Genomic DNA, 22,903 nt, shown 5'->3' with positions numbered 1-22,903 from the left:
CCCAGGGGTCGGGCCCCACATGGGTGGGAGCCCGAGGCGACCGGGTGCCCGACGGGCGGGACCACCCGGTGGGGGTGTCGTGGCGGTGAGGCAGGATGTCGGGGCGGCGATCGGCGTCGTGGTCGAAACGGGGAAGTGGATCGTGTCGTTTCAGCAGCTGGCGGGAGGCGAGCAGCCGCCGCCCGGTGGTGGGCCCTACGGGCCGCCGCCCGGATCGTACGGGGCGCAGTCCCAGGGTCAGCCGTACGGGCAGCCCCAAGGTCAGCCCTACGGGCCCTACGGCCCCCCACCCGGGGCGCTGCAGCCGGGTGTCCACCCCTATGGCGCTCCGCAGCCTCCGGGGCAGCCGATGTACGGACCGCCCGGATACGGGATTCCGCAGCCGCCGGGGCGTCGGGGCCCGAAGGTCGGGTTGATCGTCGCGGCCGTGGTGGGCGTGGTGGCGGTGGGGACCGTCGCCGTGCTGGGTGCCACCGGAGCGTTCTCCTCCGACGACAAGGACCCGGTGGCGAAGCCGACGTCGTCGGTCTCGGCGAGCGACCGGCCGACCACGTCGCCCACCTCGCGAGTGCCGGGGCCGCCGGAGTTGCCGACCCGGCCGCCGGCCACGTCGTCCAAGTCGTCCACGACCAAGCGCACCGTGGACACCCCGGCCCGGGCGGGTGGCCTGGACCGGATGGGCGACGACGCGTATCCGCTCCAGACCTCGATCCGGCGGCAGGCGGTGCCCGGTTCCAAGGTCGCCGCCTACGGTGCGGCCGGGGACGCCACGCCGACCGCGCTGGTGATGGTGATGGCCAACCCGTCGCCGTTCATGTCGCCGACGACGGTGATGGACCAGCTCATCGAGGGGATGCAGGAAGGGGCCGAGGAGAAGTCCTCGGGCCTCGGCGGTGTCCGCGAGATGGACCCCGGCAGCATGGGCGGTGTGCTGCGCTGCACCGAGATCCGATCGGGCGGCAAGGCGCTGCCCACGTGCGTGTGGGTCGACCAGGACACCGTGGGCGTCGTCTACGGCATCAGCGAGAAGTCGTTGGACAGCGCCGCGGCACTGGCCCTGCGGTTGCGTCCCGACCTGGAGAAGTGACCAACGGGTAATTCGTCCGCGGTATCACGGGCCGGCTCGACTCCGAGCCGGCCCGTTTTCGCGCCCGCACCGCGCCATCCACCTGGATCACACGGATTATGCGGGCACAAGCGCTACGCCCGTGCTGGTGTGCAATTGCACGGATTGGCGCCCGAGTGCGTACGTCGTGAGCTGCTGTCCGCGATATCCGACCGGTGATTCCGCCCGTGAATTGTCGATACCGCAACCACTGTCGTCGGGCCGTCGAGCCGGTGCGGTGGAGAGCGTCGATCGGTCGAATGTCGGGTGATTCGTCACACTTCCTCGGAGCGGATATCGGTACGGATTTGCAATCCCTGTCCCGGCGGCTCGCGGCGGTACTCGGCAAGCGGAATTCCGCTGCGCGGAATATCCGGTCGGTTGGCGGATCGGTCGCCGACGAGGGGGTGGGTCGGGTCGTCGGCGCGGTCTCCGAAATGCTCCGGTTCCGCCGCTGACCAGCGCGATGGCATCGGATTCGGTGCCGTGCAGGCGCCCATTTCGGCCGGCGGGTCGTCGGGTCGGTGCGCGGGGCCGGGCGGATGTCGCCGGCGGCGCGTCCGAATGTGGCCGGGGATTGGCCGTAAATCGACGCAGGCCAACCCTGTGGTGGCCGGAATATCAGTGCACGGGATCGGTTTCCATGACGAGTCCGGCGGGTTAACCGTTTGCTACGAACGCGCTCCGGAATACTCGTGGGATCGATCGGATGACTGCAAAAGTGGGCCTTTCGGCCACCGGGCACAGATGGCCTTCTTTCATCCTGGATCACCCGTAATCATCTCAATTTCGGGCAGCCCTCCGGTTCCCGCGTGTGGGCGCGTAGAATGATTCCTCACGAACTACTCGGTTCAAGCGACGGCGCGGCACGGGGATGTTTCGCGCGTCCGGAAGTGCGACGAGATTGGTTCTCAGGGGGTCACAGTGAAATTGGTGGAACGAGAAAAGGATTTCTCCCGGCTCAATAACTTAATGATCGGATGTCGTCAGGGGAAAGGAGGCGTCGCAGTAGTCACCGGACCACCCGGCATCGGCAAAACGGCCTTACTCTCGCAATTCACCGGTCGGGTGACGGGATCGGACGTACTGCTCCTGGTGGCCACCGGGTCACCGGTGGAGGCGGACCTTCCCTTCGGACTGCTCAGTCAGCTCTTCCACAGCGCCAAGGTCCCGGACACGATCGGTGAGCACGTACCCCGGTTGATCGAGGAGGCGACGGCCGCCGGGCCGGAGACGCCGATCAGCCTCGGTCACCCCGCCTACGAACTCTTCGAGCTGTTCCTGCGGCTGGCCGAGCTGCAGCCGCTCGTGGTCATGGTCGACGACTTCCAGCACGCCGACCTCGCCTCCCGCAAGCTGCTGTTCTACCTGGCGAATCGGCTTCGGGTGGCCCGGATCCTGATGATCTGCAGCGACCTGAACCTGGGCAAGCGGCTCGACCCCACCTCGTGGGCGGGGTTCGTCGACCGGCCCTTCGGCCACCACGTCCGGTTGCGGGCGCTGTCCCCGGTGGGCGTAGCCAACATCCTGGAGCAGCGGCTGGGCGCGGTCGGCGCGCAGGGCCTGGGGGTGCGCTGCCACGCGCTCAGCGGCGGCAATCCGCGTCTGGTCCACGCCCTGGTCGACGACCTGCCCACCACCCTGCCCGGGGCCGTCCGCCAGGCGGACGGCGTGGTGATGGGCGAATCGTTCCGCGAAGCGGTGTTGGCCTGTCTGCACCACGGCGCGCCGCTGGACGGCGAGGTGGCCCGCGCGATCGCGGTGCTGGGGTCGCCGGCCGCTCCCGCGCTGGTGGGCGAACTGATCCAGATCGGCTCCGAGGACGCCGCGGGCGCGATGAAGACGCTGCGCGGCGCGGGGCTGCTGGACGGGGAACGGTTCCGGCATCCGGCGATCGAGGCGATCGTGCTGGCCGACCACGACTTCACCCACCGGGCGGACCTGTCCGGGCAGGCCGCGAACCTGCTGCACGAGACCGGGGCGTCGGCGCGCCGGATCGCCGAACGGCTGATCGCGGCCGAACCGGTCGGGCAGGGCTGGGCGGTGGCCGCGCTGCGCGAGGCGGCCGAACAGGCGGCCCTGGGCGACGAGATCGACTTCGCCATCGAATGCCTCAACCACGCCCGCAGATGCAGCGTCGACGAGGGTATCCGCGCGACGGTCACCGCGGAGCTGGCCCAGATGGAATGGCGGGTGGACCCGTCGGCCGCGGCCCGCCATCTGACCGCGCTCACCCAGGCGTTGCGGGACGGACACCTGGGGCGGCGGGACGGACTCGCACTGGCCAGGCACCTGTTGTGGCACGGCCGCTCGGAGGAGGCCGCCGAGGTGATCGGCCTGATGTTCGAGCTGTTCCGGGCCACCGACGAGGCCGACCGGCACGCCGCCGCCGGCTACCACGTCGCCCACCAGTCGCTGTTCGTGCTCCATCCGCCCGCGGTGGTCTACGCCGCGGACTCCGGTCTGGGACCGCCGTTGGATCCCGGCCACCCCACGGTGATGAACCCGCAGGTGCAGGCGGTCGAGGTGCTCTCCGCGGTGCTCACCGGGCGCTCGGACGAGAGCACCGTGTACGCCGCCGAGCAGGTGCTGCAGAACTGTCATCTCGGCGATCGCACCGAGGACGCGATGGCCTCCGCGCTGCTCGCGCTGCTGTACTCGGACGAGTTGCCCAAGGCGCGGGTGTGGACCGACCGGCTGATCGAGCAGGCCGACCGGCGCACCGCGCCCAACCGGCAGGCGCTGCTGCGGGCGATCAAGGCGAGCGTGGACTTCCGGCTCGGCGACCTGGGGGCCAGTGCCGACACCGCGCTGACCGCGCTGGCCTGCCTGTCCCCACAGAGCTGGGGGATCGGCATCGGCGGACCGCTGGCCTGGCTGGTCCTGGCCGAGACGATGCGCGGCGACCTGGACACGGCCGCCCGCTACCTGGCCCATCCGATCCCGGAGGCGATGTACGAGACCCGGGCCGGGCTGCACTACCTGCACGCCAGAGGCCGACATCACATGGCCGGTGACCGGCCCTCGGCGGCGCTGCGCGACTTCACCGCGTGCGGCGAACTGATGCGGAGCTGGCAGATGGACCTGCCGGCGCTGGTGCCCTGGCGCAGCGAGTCGGCGCTGGCGCACCTGCGGTTGGGACGGCGCCGTCGGGCCCGGGAGTTGGCCGAGGAACAACTCGCGCTGACCGACACCCGGGGCACCCGTACGCACGGCATCTCGCTGCGGGCGTTGGCCGCCACCCTGTCGCCCGCGGAACGTCCCAAGGTGTTGACCCGGGCGGGCGATCTGCTCCTGGATTCCGGTGACCAGCTCGAACTGGCGTACTGTCTGGCCGATCTGGGTGACGCCCACCAGGCACTGGGGGATCCCACCCGGGCCCGGATGGCTCGGCGCCAGGCGACCGGTCTGGCGATGATCTGCGGCGCGGAGCCACTGCTGCGGAGCGCGGGCGGCGGTGAGCCGACCCGGCCGCCGACCTTGTCCGGGCCGGTCCGTACCTTCGCCGAGCCGGTGGACACCGGGTCGCTGAGCACGGCCGAATGCCGGGTGGGTCGGCTGGCGGTACGCGGCTACACCAACCGGCAGATCGCCGACGAACTGCACATCACCACCGGCACCGTCGAGCAACACCTGACCCGGATCTACCGCAAGCTCAACGTCAAGGGCCGGCCCTTCCTGCCGGTGGCCCTGGAGACCTGCCGAGCCGGTTAGCATCCCGGGCCGTGCCGGGTCGCGGGCCAGGCGACCCGGTACGGAGCGGGCGGGGCGGACCGGGTCGGGCGACCCGGTAGGGAGCGGCAGGGCGGCCGGGTCAGGTCGCCGAGTCGCCGGTGTGTGCGGGCAGGATCAGGCGGAAGGTTGCCCCGGTGCCGGGCACGGTGCGCAGTTCCAGGCGTCCGCCGTGGGCCTGGGTCAGCGACTGGGCGATGGCCAGACCCAGGCCCGCGCCGGCGCCGGTGCTGCGGCTGCGCGAGCCGTCCACGCGGTAGAAGCGCTCGAACACCCGGTGCGCCTGCTCGTCGGTCAACCCAGGTCCGCTGTCCGCCACCTCGATCAGCACCCCGTCCGCGATCGTGCCCACCCCGATCCGCACCGGGCTGCCCGCCGGGGTGTGGGTGACGGCGTTGCCGATCAGATTGGTGACCACCTGGCGCAGTCGGCGCTCGTCGCCCATCGTCGGTGCCGGGCTCACCGGGCCGCCGTCCGGGCCGGTCAGCCGGACCGGCCGGGAGGGGTCCAGGGCGCGCAGGTCGTGCAGCGCGTCGGCGGCCAGCGAGCGCAGGTCCATCGGCTCCGGGCGCAACTGCAGCGCGCCGGGATCGGCGGCGGCGCGCTCGTCGAGCCGGGCGAGCAGCAGCAGGTCCTCGACCAACCGGCCCAGCCGGGTCGACTCGCGCTCGATCCGGTCCATCGTGCGGTCCACGTCCGTGCGCTCGGGCAGCGCGCCCATGCGATACAGCTCGGTCAGGCCCTTGATCCCGGTCAACGGGGTGCGCAGTTCGTGACTGGCGTCGGCGACGAACCGGCGCAGCCGGGCCTCCGAGGCGGCGCGCGCGGCCACCGCGGTCTCGATCTGCGCGAGCATGCCGTTGAGCGCCGTGCTGAGCCGGCCGATCTCGGTGTTCGGCGCGGCGGTGTCCGGGACCCGACGGGCCAGATCGCCGCCGGCGATGGCCGCCGAGGTCTCCTCGATCCGGCGCAGCGGGCGCAGTCCGCCCTTGACCGCGAAGAAGCCGAGCACGGTGAGCAGGGCCAGCGTGGCCGCGGTGATCACCAGGCAGACCAGGCGGACCCGGTCCACGGTGGCCTCGACCTCGTCGAGTGACGCGGCCACCAGCACCCCGGAGCCGGGCGGGCCGGTGGTGCGCGGCAGCACCAACACCCGCCACGTGGTGTCGCCGCGGCCCGCGAGCTCGAACGGGCGGCCGGCCCGGCGCGCGACGGCCGCGGTGTCCAGGGTGGGCGGCTTGGGGTCCGGGTTGTCGCGATGGGCGCCGGCCCGACCGGTCTGCTCGATGCGGCCGTCCGGTGCGAGGTAGGCCACGTACAGGTCGCCGACCAGGTCCAGCGGCAGGGCCTGGGGTTGGTCGGGGGACTGGCGGAAGGTGATCAGGAACTGCGGGGTGACCCCGGCCATCAGGCGGCCGGTGGTGCGCAGTTGGCTGTCCACCCGGTCCACCAGCGGCGCGCGCAGCGACGCGAGGACCACCGCGTTGCTGATCAACAACCCGATCGCGAGCAGGCACACGGTCAACAGCAGTACCCGGGCGCGCAACGATCGGCGGCCCAGGACGCGCCGGCCGCGCCGGAGCAGCCCGGCCGCCCGGCGCAGCGGCCCGGTTCGACCCGGCCCGGTGCTCCCGTCGCCGGCGCCGGGACCGGGACCGGCCCCGTCCTCGGCGGGCCGTGCGGCGCTCGACCCGGCCCCGCCCCCGCCCCCGCCCCCGGCCGCGGCGTCGGCGTCGGCGACGGTCACGGGCGGGGCCTGCGCAGCACGTACCCGATCCCGCGCACCGTGTGGATCAGCTTCGGTTCCACGTGGTCCACCTTGCGGCGCAGATAGCTGATGTACGACTCGACGATGCCCGCGTCCCCGCCGAAGTCGTAGCGCCACACGTCGTTGAGGATGCGGGACTTCTCCAACGCCTGGTCGACGTGTTCCAACAGGTAGCGCAGCAGCTTGAACTCGGTCGGGGACAGATCGATCGCCTGCCCGGCGCGGGTGACCAGGCGCGCGTTCACGTCGACCTCCAGGTCGGCGACGATCAGCGTGCCCTCGCCGGCCGTTTCGCCCCGCGCCCGGCGCAGCACGGCCCGGATCCGGGCGATCAACTCGTCGAGTTGGAACGGCTTGGTGACGTAGTCGTCGCCGCCCAGGGAGAGTCCGTTGATCTTGTCCTCGGAGCCGTCCCGCGCGGTGAGGAAGAGCACCGGGACGGCCCCGCCGAACTCCTCGCGCAGTCGCCGAAGCACCTCGAAGCCGTCCATGTCCGGCAACATCACGTCCAGGACGACCAGATCCGGGCGATCGCGCACGGCCATCGCCAGCGCCTCGTCGCCGGTGGCCGCGGAGGCGACCGCGAAACCGGAGAAACGCAGGCTCGCGGACAGCAGTTCGCGCACCGTGGGTTCGTCCTCCACCACCAGGAGCAGTTCCGGCCCGGGCCGAGCCCGGCCGGGCCCGCCGTGGATCCCGCCTGTCATGCCCAGCCCCCATCGTTCCCGTGCGTTTTCGAGCCAAGTCCCGCCGATCCGGCCGGCCGCGCCATCGGTCGCGCGCTACACGTCGCGGGTGCGGAAGACCGCGAAGGCGATCGCGAGGATCAGCGCGACCCACGCGCAGAGCATCCCGTACCCGGCCCACGGACCGAACATGTCCGGATCCCGGTGCACCGCCATGATCTGACTGCCCGCGTTGGTGGGCCACCACTTCTGCACGTTGGTCTCCCACGACGTGGGCAGCGCGGTGACCAGGGTGGGTACCAGCAGGGTGACCGAGACCAGTACGGCCAGCGCGCCGGCCGTGGCCCGCAGGAGGGTGCCCAGCGCGACGCCGAGCAGGCCGATCGCGGCGAGGTAGAGCCCGCAGCCGAACACCGCGCGCAGCACGCCAGGATCGCCCAGGCTCACGTACGGCGCGTCGCGCGCGTCGAGCACCGGTTGGCCGACGAAGAACGCGGCGAACCCGACGATCTGGCCGACCACCAGCGCCACCGCGGCGAACACCGCGGCCTTGGCGCCCAGCAGCCAGGACCGGCGCGGCACCGAGACCATGCTGGTCATGATCATCTTGGTGGCGTACTCGGAGGTGACCACGAGCACGCCCAGCACGCCCACCGCCAACTGGGCGATGATGTAGCTCTTGATGCTGGTCGCCGTCGGGTCGAAGTCGAGCCGGTCGGCCGCGCTCGAATCCTCGTACTGCGCCGCCCCGGCGGCGGTGAACAGCAGTCCCAGTCCCACCCCGAGCGCGATCGTCGCCAGCAGGGTGTACGCGGTCGAGCGCAACGAGCAGATCTTCGACCACTCGGAGAACAGCACGTCGGTCACCCGGTACGCGCGCGCCTTCCCGGCCGGCGACTCGGTCGACTCGACCCGCTCGCGGGTCTCGGTCACGGTGGTCATCGAACCGCTCCTTCGGTCACGTTGTACTCCACGCTGTCCCGGGTCAACTCCATGAACGCCTCCTCCAACGAGGTGCGCTGCGGCGTCAGTTCGGCCAGTGGAACCCCGTCGGCGGCGGCGTGGCGACCGATCTCCAGGCTGTCCATCTCGGACACCACCAGCGCACCGGTCTCGTCCAGCCGCACCTTCGCGCCGTGCGCGGTCAACACCCGGCCGAACGCGTCCGCGAACGGGGTGCGCACCAGCACGGAGTGGGTGGAACTGCGCTCGATGAACTCCTCCAGGCCGGTGTCGGCGACCAGCCGACCGCGGCCGATCACGATCAAGTGGTCGGCGGTGAGCGCCATCTCGCTCATCAGGTGGCTGGAAACCAGCACCGTGCGGCCCTCGTCGGCGAGCCGCTTCATCAGTTGCCGGATCCACCGGATGCCCTCCGGGTCCAGCCCGTTCACCGGCTCGTCGAACATCAGGATGTCGGGATCCCCCAGCAGCGCGGCGGCGATGCCCAGACGCTGACTCATCCCGAGCGAGAACTGCCCGACCCGCTTGCCCGCCACCTCCTCCAGGCCGACCCGCTCCAGCACCTCGCCCGCGCGCCGTGCCGGCAGGCCGTTGCTGCGCGCCAGGCAGACCAGGTGGCTGCGCGCGGTACGGCTGGGATGCGCCGCCTTGGCATCCAGCAACGCCCCCACCGCGCGCATCGGTTGCGGCAGATCCACATACTTGCGACCGTTCACCGTGGCCGCTCCCGCGGTCGGGGTGTCCAACCCCAGGATCATCCGCATCGTCGTGGTCTTGCCCGCGCCGTTGGGCCCGAGGAACCCGGTCACCCGACCCGGCCGGACGGTGAAACTCAGGTCGTCGACGGCGACCTTGTCGTCGTAGCGCTTGGTCAGTTGCTTGACCTCGATCATCCGGCGGCCTCCGCGATCCGATGGTGCACCGTGCTGTGGTGCGACCCGTGTGCGCTCATGCCGGTACCGTGCCGGCGCCGAGTGGCCTGTCGCTGAGAGGTTCCTGAGCGTTCGCTGAATCCCGCGGCCGGTCGCGCACGACCTCGGCCGCGCGCCCGGCGAGCCGGACGCGACGTTCAGGAAACTCTCAGGAATCTCTCGGGAAGCTGCCGGCAAACCCGCGTTCGGGCCGGTCGAGGGCATCCACGGGCGAACGCGACCACGGGCACGCACCGTGTTCGACCCACTATCACGAGTTCTCATTTCGATGCAATGGTCAACGTCACGACCCCGATCGGGGGCATAGGGGTTGTTCGGGGTACCCCCATGCTTACTCCGGGTGCCCGTCGAACTTCTATGGGTGGTGTCCGTGGAAACCCCTGCATAGCGTCGACCGCAGTGGCAGCGATGGGAAAAGCGCGGCCGGCTCAACCGGCCGGCTCATCCGACTGGGGGATCGCAATGGCGGACCAGGGCTCGTGGAAACTGCTCAACGACCGAGGCGGCGAAGGGGTCATCCTGGCCGCCGACTTCCCGGCCACCGGCCGGCCGGAGGCAGGCTTCGCCGAGTTCGCGCCGCGGATCGCGCCGGGCCTGCAACTGTGGGAGACGGTCCCCACCGCCGCCGGCGCGCCGGGCGCGGGTTCGGGCGCCGACCAGGTGGCCCGCTGGGTCGACGGCCTGCCCGGCGGCGACATCCCGGTGGTCGGGGTGTTCGGCTACTGCGCCGGTTCCGTGTACGCGGCGGCACTGGCCGAGCACGTCACCAAGCGCCAGGAGACCGCGCCCGCGGTGGTGCTCTTCGACCCCGAGGCGGTCTCCGAACTCACCCTGTACTGGCAGTTCCACAAGGTCGTCGGGAACCTCTCCGTGGTGCTCTCGCCGACCGAGGTCGGCGACGCCCAGGAGGCGGGCAAGAAGGCCCGCGAGGAGAACCCGGAACTGGTGGCCTTCGGCGCCGCGTTGGACCGGATCTTCCAGGACGTCGGCCGCACCGCCTTCGCCCGGGCCGGCCTGGACGCCGAGCGCTCCGCCGAACTGGGCGGCACCTTCACCGCGTTCGTCTCCTATCTGACCGCGGCCACCGAGATCGACTACGCCGCGGGCTGGGCCGCCGCGACCGCGATCACCTCGCGCACCGAGACCAACGGCCTGAACCTGGCCCGCAGCAACGGCCGCGAGGATCTGATCGGTCGGGAGATCACCTTCGACATCGACCACGCCGACCTGCTGCGCGACGAGGACGTCGCGCGCACGGTGCTCGGGCTGCTCGGCTGAGCCGAACGCCGGGGCGACCTCGCCCCGAGGCGGTGGGCCGACCGGGACCCGCCGCAGGGCGACGCCCGCGATTCGGGCGCGGCACACGGGCCGGGTCCACAGCGGGGGGACCGGGTCGGGAAGGGACCGGGTCCACAGCGCGGACCGGGTCGGGAACGGGCCGGGAATCGGCCGATACGAGAGCCGGCCGAGCCGAGCACCGGCGGCGGCGACGCACCAGTGCAATGAGGGGACGTCAGACATGCGTGGGCACTCCGGCGCGCACGACGCGCACACCGCGACTCCGGTCGCGGCAGCCGACAACGACAACGACCCGGCCGCCGACACCGGGCGGACCGACGCGCCCGGCGGTGCCGCGGAGCGGGCCGGGTCCGACCGCCGGAGCGCGGCGGTGCGCAAGGAGGAGGCGCTGTGGCTGCTGGAGAAGATGGTCCCCGGCACGCCGGTGAACAACCTCTCCATCTCGCTGCGGAGCACCGGCGAGTTCGACCCGGAGACGCTCGGCTCGGCGCTGACTGTGCTGTTGCGCCGGTACGAGGTGCTGCGCACCGTCTTCCACGCCGACGACGCGACGTTGACCAAGGAGGTGCGGCCGGCCGCCGCGACCACCGCCCGGATCGACCGGGTCCAGGTCGCGGCCGGTGAACTGGACGCCGCACTCGCCGAGTTCGCCGGCACCCCGTTCGCACTCGAGGGCGAGTCGCTGGTCCGTGCGGTGGTGTTCACCGACGGCGAGCAGGACGTGCTCTGCCTGACCGCACACCACCTGGTCTTCGACACCACCTCGGCGATGATCGTGCTCGAGGAACTGGTCGCGGTACACGACGCGTTGGTGGAGACCGGGCGCCCGCCCGAGGAGCTGCGCGCGGTGGTGCCCGCGCTCACCGAGGCGCCGCCCGCACCGGCCGGTCTGGCGTACTGGCGCGAACACCTCGCCGGCTTCCGCCCGGCCGGCCTCGAACTGGCCTGCCAGACCCCGGAACCGGCCACCACCACGCTCACCGGCGACCAACTCGTGGTGGACCTGTCGGACGAGGCGACCGCCGTGGTGCGCCGACTCCAACGCGAACTCAAGGCCCCCGAGGCGGTGGTGCTCCTCGCCGCCTACTACGCGCTGCTCGAGGCGCACGGCGCCGGCCCGGACCTGACCGTGGGCGCGCCGGTCAACCTGCGCGGTCCGCGCGATCAGCGCGCCGTCGGCTACCACATCAACGTGCTGCCGCTGCGCGTGCGGGTGGATCCGGCGGAAGGTTTCCGCGCACTGGTGCGCCGCACCCGGGACGTGTTCTTCGCCGGCTTCATGCACACCGGCGTGCCGGTGGACACGATGCTCGAGGACGTCGAGCGGGACGGCTCCGGCTGGCGCAACTCGCTGTTCCGGCACGTGTTCAACTACGTGCCCGGCATGGGCCTGCCCGACCTGGAGATCGGCGGCCGCAAGGCCTCGGTGGCCGTGGTCGAGAACGGCTCCAGCAAGTTCGACCTTGAGTTCTTCCTGATGTCCGCGCCGGAGGGCATCCGGCTGCGCGCCGTGCACTACACCGAGGTTCTCGACCGGGCCCAGGTGCGCGCGCTGGCCCGTCGCTACGAGGCGCTGCTGTTGGCGCTGGGCGCCGACCCGGACGCCCCGGACCGGCCGCTGCGCGAGATCCCGATCGGGTATGCCGAGGAGCGCGCGCTGCTCGCCGCCGCCAACGACACCGGCGCCGAGGACGCCGCCGGTGTCCCGGCCGCGGTCGCCGCCCGGGTCGCGGCCGATCCGACGGCGCCGGCCATCGAGGACGGGACCCGGCGGATCGGCTACGGCGAACTGTGGGCGGGCGCGCGGTCCGTGCGCGACCTGCTGCGCGGCGCGGGCGTCGCGTCGGGCGACGTGGTCGCGCTGGCCGCGCCGCGCGGTCCCGAACTGGCCGCCGCCGTGTTCGGCGTCTGGCTGGCCGGAGCCGCCTACCTCCCGCTCGACCCGGACCACCCCGAACATCGCATCGCCTACCAGCTCACCGACTCCCGGGCACGGGCGGTGCTGGTCGCCGACGGCGTCGCACTGCCGGAGATCGCCGACCTGACCGTGCTCGCGCTGCCCGCTCTCGCCGCCGGAACGCCCGCCGGTTCGGCGTCGGACCTCGACCCGGAACTCGACCCGGACCTGGACCTGGACGTCGACGTCGACCCGGAGTCGTGCGCCTACCTCATCTACACCTCCGGCTCCACCGGCCGCCCCAAGGGCACCCTGCTGAGCCACCGCAACCTGGCCAACCTGGTCGCGCACTTCGCCGCCGAGCAGCACGCGGGCCCCGCCGACGTGACGTTGTGGATGACCACGTTCACGTTCGACATCTCCGCGCTGGAACTGTTCGTGCCCCTGGCCACGGGCGGTCGACTCGTGGTCGCCCCGGACTCGGCGCGCACCGACGGCGCCGCGCTGCGCGAGGTGCTGACCACGCACCGGGTCGGCATCGCGCAGGCCACTCCGACCACCTGGCGACTGGTGCTGGCCGACGCCGGCCCGGTCCTGGCCGGCCTGCGGGTGTTGTGCGGCGGCGAACCGCTGCCCGCCGACCTGGCCCGAGAGCTCCTGGCCACCGGCTGCGAGCTGTGGAACGTGTACGGCCCCACCGAGACCACCATCTGGTCCACCTCCGGCCGGATCGGCGCCGACGACACCGACGGCGGGCCGGTGTCGGTGGGCAGGCCGATCCGCAACACCCGAGTCTTCGTCGCCGCTCCCGACGGCCGGGAACTGCCGGTCGGCGTCCGTGGCGAACTGTGCATCGCGGGCGAGGGGGTGGCCATCGGCTACCACGAGCGCCCGGAACTGGACGCGGACCGCTTCCGCCGGCACCCCGAGTACGGCCGCCACTACCGCACCGGCGACCAGGCCCGGTGGCGCGCCGACGGCACCCTGGAGGTACAGGGCCGGCTGGACCGGCAGGTCAAGCTGCGCGGCAACCGGATCGAGCTCGGCGAAGTGGAGGCGGTGTTGCGCGCCCACCCCGAGGTCAAGGGCGCCGCCGTGGTGGTTCTCGGCGGCCCCGGTCCCGACGCCACGCTGGCCGCGTTCGTCGAGGCCGCGCCCAGCACCGACCCCTCCGACGGGCTGTGGGAGCACGCCCGCGGCGAACTGCCCGCCTCGGCCGTCCCGCAGGAGTTCTTCGTGGTGGAGAGCTTCCCGACCACCCTGAACGACAAGATCGACTACCCGGCGCTGGTCCGGCTCGCCGCCGAACACCGCAGCGCCCGCGTCGAAGGCGCCGGCGGCGCGGAGCCGGACGACGAGTCGACCGCCGCCCTGGTCGCGCTGTGGCGCGAACTCCTGAACCGACCCGACGTCGACGCCGACACCAACTTCTTCTCGCACGGCGGGCATTCGCTGCTCGGTGCGCAACTGGTCCAGCGGGCCGAGGCGATGATCTCCGGCTCGCTCAAACTCGCCGACCTCTTCGACCACCCGACCCCGACCCGACTCGCCGCGTACATGCGCGCGAGCGAACCACAAGGGGTGTCACAGGCGCGGGAGGAGTAGCCGCCGCGCCGGCGGCGGGGGTGGAACGCGACGGGTCGCACGGTATGCGGTCGCCTCGTTCGCGCCGCCGCCCGCCGCCGACACTCACCGCCGGCACCCACCGCCCACCGCCCATCGGCCGTCGTCCGCCGCCCGTCCTCGCTCGCACTCGCCGTTCGGTGAGCGGCCGAGTCCCGCCCCGACACTCCGCTCGACCGTTCGATCCATCCGTTTTCGGTACGGGGGTACCAGCACCATGGCCAGGAAGTCCGCGTCCGTGCAGCCGGCAGACGACTCCATCGCGGTGATCGGCATCTCCTGCCGGCTGCCGAAGGCGCCGGACCCGGCCGCCTTCCGGGCGCTGCTGCGCGCCGGTGGCCACGGCATCACCGAACCCCCCGCCGACCGCTGGGACGCGGACGCGTACTACGACCCCGACCCGAGCGTCCCCGGCCGGATGAACACCCGGTGGGGCGGCTTCATCGACGACGTCGACCGGTTCGACCCGGCGTTCTTCGGAATCAGCCCGCGCGAGGCCCGCTCGATGGACCCGCAGCAGCGACTCGCCCTGGAGCTGGGCTGGGAGGCGTTCGAGAACGCCGGCATCGTGCCCGCGAGCCTGGCCGACAGCGCGACCGGGGTCTGGATCGGCGCCAACTACGACGACTACGCGCGACTGGTGCACCAGGCCGGCCCCGAGGCGGTCGACCGGCACACCGTCACCGGCCTGCAGCGCGGCGTGCTCGCCAACCGCCTCTCGTACCTGCTGCACCTGCGCGGACCCAGCATGTCCGTGGACGCGGCCCAGTCGTCCGCACTGGTCGCCGTGCACCTGGCCTGCGAGAGCCTGCGCCGGGGCGAGACCACCCTCGCCGTGGCCGGCGGCGTGAACCTGAACCTGATCCCGGACAGCACCCTGGGCGCCGCCAAGTTCGGCGGCCTGTCGCCCGACGGTCGTTGCCACACCTTCGACGCCCGGGCCAACGGCTACGTGCGCGGCGAGGGCGGCGCGCTGATCGTGCTCAAGCCGCTGGACCTCGCCCGCCGCGACGGCGACCACATCCACTGCGTGATCCGCGGCGGCGCGGTCAACAACGACGGCGGCGGGGCCGGGCTCACCGCGCCCAACCCGCTCGCCCAACAGGACGTGCTGCGCGCCGCCTACCGCGCGGCCGGCGTCGATCCCGCCGACGTCCAGTACGTCGAACTGCACGGCACCGGCACCCGGGTCGGCGACCCGATCGAGGCCGCCGCACTGGGCGCGGTGATCGGCGCGGCCCGCGCCGATCGATCCCGCGGCCCCCTGCTGGTCGGCTCCGCCAAGACCAACGTCGGCCACCTCGAAGGCGCCGCCGGCATCGTCGGCCTGCTCAAGACCGTGCTGTGCCTGGAGCATCGCGAACTGGTGCCCAGCCTCAACTTCGAAGTACCCAATCCCGACATCGACTTCGCCGGACTCAACCTCCGGGTCAGCCGGGACACCGGCGAATGGACCGCACCCGACGGCGAACTGCTCGCGGGGGTCTCCTCGTTCGGCATGGGCGGGACCAACTGCCACCTGGTGCTGTCCTCCGCTCCGGACGCGCCGACCGACTCCGGGACGGCCGACGCGCAGGACGACGACACCTCGACCACGCTGCCGTGGGTGGTGTCCGGCCGTACCGAGCCCGCCCTGATCGAACAGGCGGCCCGGCTGCGCGACTTCGTGACAAAGCGGCCCGAGTTCACGGTGGCCGAGGTGGGTCGTGCGCTGACCGGGACCCGGTCCGCCTTCGAGCAGCGTGCCGTGCTGCTCGGCACCGGACGCACCGAACTGCTCGCCGCACTCACCTCGCTCGCGGCGGCCGACGACCTGCCCGACGCCGGCGTGGTGCGCGGGGTCGGCGGCGCCGAGCGTCCGGTCGCGCTGGTGTTTCCGGGTCAGGGGTCGCAGTGGGTCGGCATGGCGGCCGAACTCCTGGACACATCGCCGGTGTTCGCGGCTGGGGCCGCGGAGTGTGAGGCGGCGTTGGCGGAGTTCGTCGACTGGTCGCTGGTCGAGGTGTTGCGGGGCGGTGCGGGTGCGCCGTCGTTGGACCGGGTGGATGTGGTCCAGCCGGTGTTGTTCGCGGTGATGGTGTCGTTGGCGCGGGTGTGGCGCTCGTTCGGTGTGGTGCCGGCCGCGGTGGTGGGTCATTCGCAGGGTGAGATCGCGGCGGCGTGTGTCGCGGGCGGGCTGACGTTGTCGGACGCGGCGCGCGTGGTGGCGTTGCGCAGTCAGGCGATCGCGCGGTCGCTGGCCGGGCGCGGCGGCATGGTGTCCGTACCGCTGCCGCTCGCCGACACCGAGGAGCGCCTTTCCGCGTGGACCGGCCGGATCGGCGTGGCGACGGTCAACGGGCCCGCCTCAACGGTGGTTTCCGGTGACCCGGACGCGCTGGAGGAACTGATCGGCGCGCTGGCCGCAGACGGCGTCGAGGGTCGACGGATCCCGGTGGACTACGCGTCCCACTCGGCACACGTGGAGGACCTGCGGGAGGAACTCCTGGAGATCCTGGCCCCGATCGCACCGCGTCCGTCGGTGATCCCGTTCTACTCGGCGGTGACCGGCGAGCGCCTGGACACGGCCGGGTTGGATGCCGCCTACTGGTTCCGCAACCTGCGCGAGCCGGTGCGGTTCGACCTGGCCACACGGGCGCTGCTCGCGGACGGGATCGGCGCGTTCGTCGAGGCGACCCCGCATCCGGTGCTCACGGTCGGGGTGCGTGGCACCGTCGACGAGAGCGGTGCCGACGCGATCACCCTCGGCACGCTGCGCCGCAACGACGGCGGCGCGGACCGCCTGCTGCGGTCGCTGAGCGAGGCGTACGTCCAAGGCGTCGCCGTCGACCTCTCGGCCGCCTTCGCGCACATCGACACGCGCCGGGTGCCGCTGCCCACCTACGCGTTCCAGCGCGAGCGCCACTGGCTGGACGTACCGACAGGGCGACGCCCGGCGGCGTCGGTCGCCGCGCCCGTCGCGGCGGCGATCGACGCGGACGGCGACGAGCGGCGCGAGACCGAGGCGAACCCGCTCGTACGGCGCCTGGCCGGGCTCGGCGAGGCCGAGCAGACCAGGACGCTGACCGACCTGGTCCTTGGCCACATCGCCGTCGTACTCGGACACGGTTCCGCCGGATCGGTGGACGCGACCCTGTCGTTCAAGGACCTCGGCTTCGACTCGGTGAGCCTGGTCGAACTGCGCGACCGCCTCACCGCCGCCACCGGGCTCGACCTTCCACCCACGCTGCTGTTCAACCACCCGACCGGTGCGGCCACCGGGCAACACCTGCGTACCCTCCTGCTCGGCACCGACCCCGGCGCCGACGAGCCCGGGCCCGACGCGCGCCTCGACGCGGCCGCGAGTGCGGAGCGCGACGCGGACGATCCCATCGTGATCGTGGGAATGAGCTGCCGACTGCCGGGCGGCGTGCGATCGCCCGCGGACCTGTGGCGACTGGTCGCGGACGGCACCGACGCCGTCTCGGTGTTCCCGACCAACCGGGGCTGGGACCTGGACAACCTCTACGACCAGGACCCGGACCGGTCCGGCACCAGCTATACCCGCTACGGCGGATTCCTCTACGACGCCCCCGAGTTCGACGCGGCCTTCTTCGGTATCTCGCCGCGCGAGGCGCAGGCCATGGACCCGCAGCAGCGGCTGCTCCTGGAGACCTCCTGGGAGTCGCTGGAACACGCCGGAATCGACCCCGACTCGCTGCGCGGCAGCCGCACCGGCGTCTTCGTCGGCGCGATGGCCCAGGACTACGGCGCCCGCCTGCACGAGGCCGCCGCCGGCCATGAGGGCTATCTGCTCACCGGCAGCACGGTCAGCGTCGCTTCCGGCCGGGTCGCCTACACGCTCGGCCTGGAAGGCCCCGCGATCACCGTGGACACGGCGTGCTCGTCCTCGCTGGTCGCGCTGCACTGGGCGGCCCAGGCGCTGCGGCGCGGCGAATGCGGCCTGGCCCTGGCCGGCGGCGTGGCGGTGATGTCCTCGCCCGGCATGTTCGTCGAGTTCAGCCGCCAGCGCGGCCTGTCCGCGGACGGTCGGTGCAAGGCGTTCGCGGCGGCGGCGGACGGCACCGGCTGGGCCGAGGGCGCCGGCATCGTGGTCCTGGAACGGCGCTCGGACGCGCTGCGCAACGGCCACCGGATCCTGGCCGTGCTGCGCGGCTCGGCGATCAACCAGGACGGTGCCAGCAATGGCCTGACCGCGCCGAACGGCCTCGCCCAGGAACGGGTCATCCGCGCGGCGCTGGCCGACGCGGGTCTGTCCGCGGCGGACGTGGACGCGGTGGAGGCACACGGCACCGGCACCGCGCTGGGCGACCCGATCGAGGCGCACGCGCTGCTGGCCACGTACGGACGCGAGCATGCGGCCGAACAGCCGTTGTGGCTGGGGTCGTTGAAGTCGAACATCGGACACACCCAGGCCGCCGCCGGGGTCGCGGGCGTGATCAAGATGGTGGAGGCGCTGCGCCGCGCCGAACTGCCCCGCACGCTGCACGTCGACGCGCCCTCCCCGCACGTGGACTGGGCCTCGGGCGCGGTGGCGCTGCTGACCGAGCAGCGGACGTGGCCCGAGACCGGCGCGCCGCGCCGGGCCGCGGTCTCCTCGTTCGGGATCAGCGGCACCAACGCACACGTGGTCCTGGAACAGGGCTTCCCGAGCGCGGCCTCGAAGCCGACCCCGACCCCGACCCCGGCACCGGCGGACCCGCGACCGGCGCCGACCCCGGTCCCTTGGGTGCTCTCCGCCCGCTCCGCCGCCGCGCTGCCCGCGCAGGCCGAACGGCTGCGCGCGTACGTGGCGGCCGATCCGCGGGCGACGCCCGCGCCGATCGCTCGGGCGCTGGTGAACACGCGTGCCGCGATGGAGCACCGCGCGGTGCTGGTCGGCACGGACCGGGACACACTGCTCGACGGGCTCGCGTCCCTGGCGGCGGGCCAGGGCGTGCGGGCCGAGGCCGCGGTGAGCGGGCGTGCGGTGGCCCTGGTCTTTCCCGGCCAGGGCTCGCAATGGGTGGGCATGGCGCGTGAGTTGCTCGACACGTCCCCGGTATTCGCGGCGCGGATCGCGGAGTGCGAGGCCGCGTTGACGGAATTCGTCGACTGGTCGCTGACCGAGGTGCTGCGCGCCGAGGATCCGGAGGCCGGCGGGCTGGACCGGGTGGACGTGGTCCAGCCGGTGTTGTTCGCGGTCATGGTGTCGCTGGCCGAGCTGTGGCGCTCGTTCGGTGTGGTGCCCTCGGCCGTGGTGGGGCATTCGCAGGGCGAGATCGCGGCCGCGTGCGTGTCGGGCGCGCTGTCGCTGTCGGACGCGGCCCGGGTGGTCGCGCTGCGCAGTCGGGCGATTGCCGTGTCGCTGGCCGGCCGGGGCGGCATGGTGTCCATACCCCTGCCGGTCGCGGACGTCGAGGCGCGATTGCCGCGCTGGTCCGGGCGCGTGAGCGTGGCGACGGTGAACGGTCCCGCGTCGACGGTGGTTTCCGGTGAGTCGGACGCGCTGGACGAACTGCTGGCCGGGTACGAGGCCGAGGACGTACGGGCCCGGCGGATCCCGGTGGACTACGCGTCGCACTCCGCGCAGGTGGAGGACCTGCGGGCGGAACTCCTGGAGATCCTGGGCCCGATCGTGCCGCGTTCGTCGGTGATCCCGTTCTACTCGGCGGTGACCGGCGAGCGCCTGGACACGGCCGGGTTGGATGCCGCCTACTGGTTCCGCAACCTGCGCGAGCCGGTGCGGTTCGACCTGGCCACACGGGCGCTGCTGGCCGACGGGATCGGCGCGTTCATCGAGTCGAGCCCGCACCCGGTGCTGACGGTGGGCGTACAGGGCACGCTGGACGCGGTCGACGCGAACGCGGTGACCGTGGGCACGCTGCGCCGCGACCACGGCGGCCCGGCGCGCTTCCTCGAATCGCTGGGCGAGGCGTACGTCCAGGGCGTCGAGGTGGACTGGTCGCCCGCGTTCGCCGGCACCGACGACGCCGACGACGCACCGCCGGTCGACCTGCCGACCTACGCCTTCCAGCGTGAGCACTACTGGTTGGACGTGCCGGCCGCCGGATCGGAACGGGAGCAGGATCCGGAGGAGGCCGCGTTCTGGGCCGCCGTGGACGACGAGGACCCGACGGCGCTGCCCGAGATGCCGGCGACGGACGCCGACGACCGGCGCTCGCTGGAGGAGGCACTGCCGATCCTGTCCTCGTGGCGCCGGCAGCGTCGGGAGAGGTCCACCATCGACGGGTGGCGCTACCGGATCGGTTGGCAGCCGATTCCCGAGTCGGCCGCGCCCACCGCGACCGGCACCTGGTTGCTGATCACGTCGGCGGACGCGACCGCCGACGACGACACGATCGCCGCCGCGATCGCCGCGGAACTCACCGCACGCGGCGTCACCGTGCGCACCGTCCCCGTCGCCGGCGGCGCCCCGGACCGCGCGAAGCTCGCCGCCGCACTGCGCGCCGCGCGTGACGAGGTCTCCCACGTCGACGGCGTTCTCTGCCTGACCGCCCTGACCGACACGGCAGGCGGGTCCGGGCTGTCGACGCGGACCTCGGCCGTGCTGACGCTGATCCAGGCACTGGCGGACGCGGACGTACCGGCCAGGCTGTGGACGCTCACCCGAGGCGCGGTCGTGGTTCCCGGCGGTCACGACACCGACGCCGCGCCGACGCCCGGAGCGGCGGCGGTATGGGGTCTGGGCCGGGTCGCGGCGCTCGAACACCCGCAGCGCTGGGGCGGCTTGATCGATCTGCCGGAGACCCCCGACGAGCGGACCTACCGGGCCCTCGTGGCGGTCCTCGCGGACTCGGACGAGGACCAGGTGGCGCTGCGCCCGTCCGGCGTGTTCGGCCGACGCCTGACCCGCGCCCCCCGCGTGGTCGGGCCGACCGCCGAATGGCACACCCGGGGCACCGCGTTGGTGACCGGCGGGACCGGCGCGCTCGGCGCACACCTCGCCCGCTGGCTGGTGGCGCGCGGCGCCGAGCACCTGGTGCTGACCGGCAGGCGGGGCCCGGACACGCCGGGCGCCGCCGCCCTGGTCGCCGAACTGAGCGCGCTGGGCGCGCGGGTGACCGTCGCCGCGTGCGACACCGCCGACCGGGCCGCGCTGGTCGAACTGGTCGAGCGGGTACACACCGAGCACGGCCCGATCCGCACCGTCGTACACGCCGCCGGCGTCATGCGGTCCACGCCGCTCCTGGACGCCGACCCGGCCGAGACCGAGGCCGTACTGGCCGGAAAGGCGCTCGGCGCAGAGCATCTGGACGCGCTGTTCGCCGGCACCCCCGGCGACGACCTGGACGCCTTCGTGCTGATCTCCTCCAACGCGGGCGTGTGGGGCGGCGGCGGGCAGGGCGCCTACGCCGCCGCGAACGCCGAGCTGGACGCGATCGCCGAGCGCCGCCGGGCCCGAGGACTGACCGCCACGTCGGTGGCATGGGGGGCGTGGGCCGGAGCGGGGATGTCCGCCGGTGACACCGGCGAGCGATTCGAGCGCCTCGGCGTCACCGCGATGGACCCCGAGGCCGCGCTGACCGTGCTCGGCCAGGCCCTCGCGGACGACGAGACCTTCCTCGCGGTCGCCGATGTGCAGTGGGCCCGGTTCGCCACCACCTTCACCGTGACCAGGCCCAGCCCGCTGATCGGTGACCTGCCCGAGGTCCGGCGAGCCCTGGCCGGGACGGCCGACGACCACACCGCCGAATCCGCGACCACCGCGCTGCCGGCCGGCCTGGCCGGGTTGCCCGCGAGCGAACGGCTGCACGCGCTGCGCGAACTCGTTCGCGGCGCGGCCGCCGGAGTCCTGGGTCACGCCTCGGTCGCCGCGATCGAGGCGCACCGCACCTTCAAGGAACTCGGCTTCGACTCGCTCACCGCGGTCGACATCCGCAACCGCCTCAACGCGAGCACGGGTCTGCGCCTGGCGGGCAGCCTGGTCTTCGACTACCCGACCCCGGACGGCCTGGCCCGCTACCTGCTCGACGAACTCTTCGGCGCCGCCGCGGATTCCGGGCTTGGTGACACGGCCGGCCCGACCGTGCCCGCGGTGCGGGTCGATCCGGACGAGCCGATCGCGATCGTCGGAATGAGCTGCCGCTACCCGGGCGGGGTGACCTCGCCCGAGGAACTGTGGCAGTTGGTCGCGGAAGGCCGCGAGGGCATCACCGGCTTCCCGGTCGACCGCGGCTGGGACCTGGACGCGCTGTACCACCCCGACCCTGCGCACGCCGGGACCAGCTACACGCGGCAGGGCGGATTCCTGCACACCGCCGGCGAGTTCGACGCGTCGTTCTTCGGCATCTCGCCGCGTGAGGCGCTTGCGATGGACCCGCAGCAGCGGCTGCTCCTGGAGGCCTCCTGGGAGGCGTTCGAGCACGCCGGGATCGACCCGGCCTCTTTGACGGGCACACACACCGGTGTCTTCGTCGGCTCCAACGGCCAGGACTACGGCCCGCACCTGCACGAGGCACCCGAGGGCCTGGAGGGCTACTTCCTGACCGGCAACGCCGCCGCGGTGATCTCCGGGCGGGTGGCCTATGCCCTGGGCCTGGAGGGTCCCGCCGTCACGGTGGACACCGCGTGCTCATCGTCGCTGGTCGCACTGCATCTCGCCGGCCAGGCGCTGCGGCGCGGCGAGTGCTCGCTCGCACTGGCGGGCGGCGTGACGGTGATGGCGAAGCCCGGCGTGTTCCTGGAGTTCAGCCGGCAGCGCGGCCTCTCCCCGGACGGCCGCTGCCGCTCGTTCGCGGCCTCGGCGGACGGCACGGGCTGGGCGGAGGGCGTCGGCCTGCTCGCCCTGGAGCGGCTGTCGGACGCGCGCCGCAACGGGCACGAGGTGCTGGCCGTCGTCCGGGGCACCGCGACCAATCAGGACGGTGCGAGCAATGGTTTGACGGCGCCGAATGG

The 22,903-nt window shown here is 72.9% G+C and carries 8 protein-coding genes and 1 pseudogene; 5 read left to right on the top strand and 4 right to left on the bottom strand.

What is annotated here, in order from left to right; genetic code table 11:
• The first annotated feature begins 142 nt into the window (after positions 1–142).
• Together ACZ4FV_RS21380 and ACZ4FV_RS21375 are read left to right on the top strand one after the other, a co-directional pair.
• Entirely contained in the window at positions 143–1,087 is a 945-nt protein-coding gene (locus ACZ4FV_RS21380; protein WP_465323073.1) for a hypothetical protein, read from the top strand.
• A gap of 942 nt (positions 1,088–2,029) precedes the next feature.
• Positions 2,030–4,819, top strand: a complete 2,790-nt coding sequence (locus ACZ4FV_RS21375) for a helix-turn-helix transcriptional regulator (protein WP_402232005.1) — start codon at positions 2,030–2,032, stop codon at positions 4,817–4,819.
• A 100-nt stretch (positions 4,820–4,919) separates the two neighbouring features.
• Here the strand turns inward: ACZ4FV_RS21375 and ACZ4FV_RS21370 are convergent.
• From ACZ4FV_RS21370 to ACZ4FV_RS21355, 4 genes and pseudogenes are all read right to left on the bottom strand, one after another.
• A pseudogene (locus ACZ4FV_RS21370) lies at positions 4,920–6,305 on the bottom strand (HAMP domain-containing sensor histidine kinase); the annotation flags it as partial.
• Positions 6,306–6,580: 275 nt separating this feature from the next.
• A complete protein-coding gene (locus tag ACZ4FV_RS21365) occupies positions 6,581–7,312 on the bottom strand; it encodes a response regulator transcription factor (RefSeq protein WP_395867200.1) in 732 nt (243 codons plus the stop codon).
• 75 nt (positions 7,313–7,387) lie between these two features.
• A complete protein-coding gene (locus ACZ4FV_RS21360; protein ID WP_395867202.1) occupies positions 7,388–8,233 on the bottom strand; it encodes an ABC transporter permease in 846 nt (281 codons plus the stop codon).
• Positions 8,230–9,147, bottom strand: coding sequence for an ABC transporter ATP-binding protein (locus tag ACZ4FV_RS21355; protein ID WP_395867204.1), 918 nt, complete (start codon positions 9,145–9,147; stop codon positions 8,230–8,232). Before ACZ4FV_RS21355 ends, ACZ4FV_RS21360 begins: the two co-directional genes overlap by 4 nt.
• 501 nt (positions 9,148–9,648) lie before the next feature.
• On the opposite strand from ACZ4FV_RS21355, the gene ACZ4FV_RS21350 reads away from it, so the two are divergent.
• The 3 genes from ACZ4FV_RS21350 to ACZ4FV_RS21340 form a co-directional block, all read left to right on the top strand.
• On the top strand, positions 9,649–10,464 hold the full coding sequence (locus tag ACZ4FV_RS21350; protein ID WP_395867207.1) for a hypothetical protein: 816 nt from the start codon (positions 9,649–9,651) through the stop codon (positions 10,462–10,464).
• 241 nt (positions 10,465–10,705) lie between these two features.
• Positions 10,706–13,987 carry a non-ribosomal peptide synthetase gene (locus ACZ4FV_RS21345; protein ID WP_465323072.1) on the top strand — a complete coding sequence of 1,094 codons (3,282 nt, stop codon included), beginning with the start codon at positions 10,706–10,708 and terminating at the stop codon, positions 13,985–13,987.
• A 235-nt stretch (positions 13,988–14,222) separates the two neighbouring features.
• The coding region (locus tag ACZ4FV_RS21340; protein ID WP_465323071.1) for a type I polyketide synthase at positions 14,223–22,903 on the top strand (8,681 nt) is incomplete at its 3' end.

The sequence above is a fragment of the Embleya sp. NPDC025285 genome, assembly GCF_055558835.1.
This window is presented reverse-complemented; position numbering and strand designations above follow the sequence as displayed.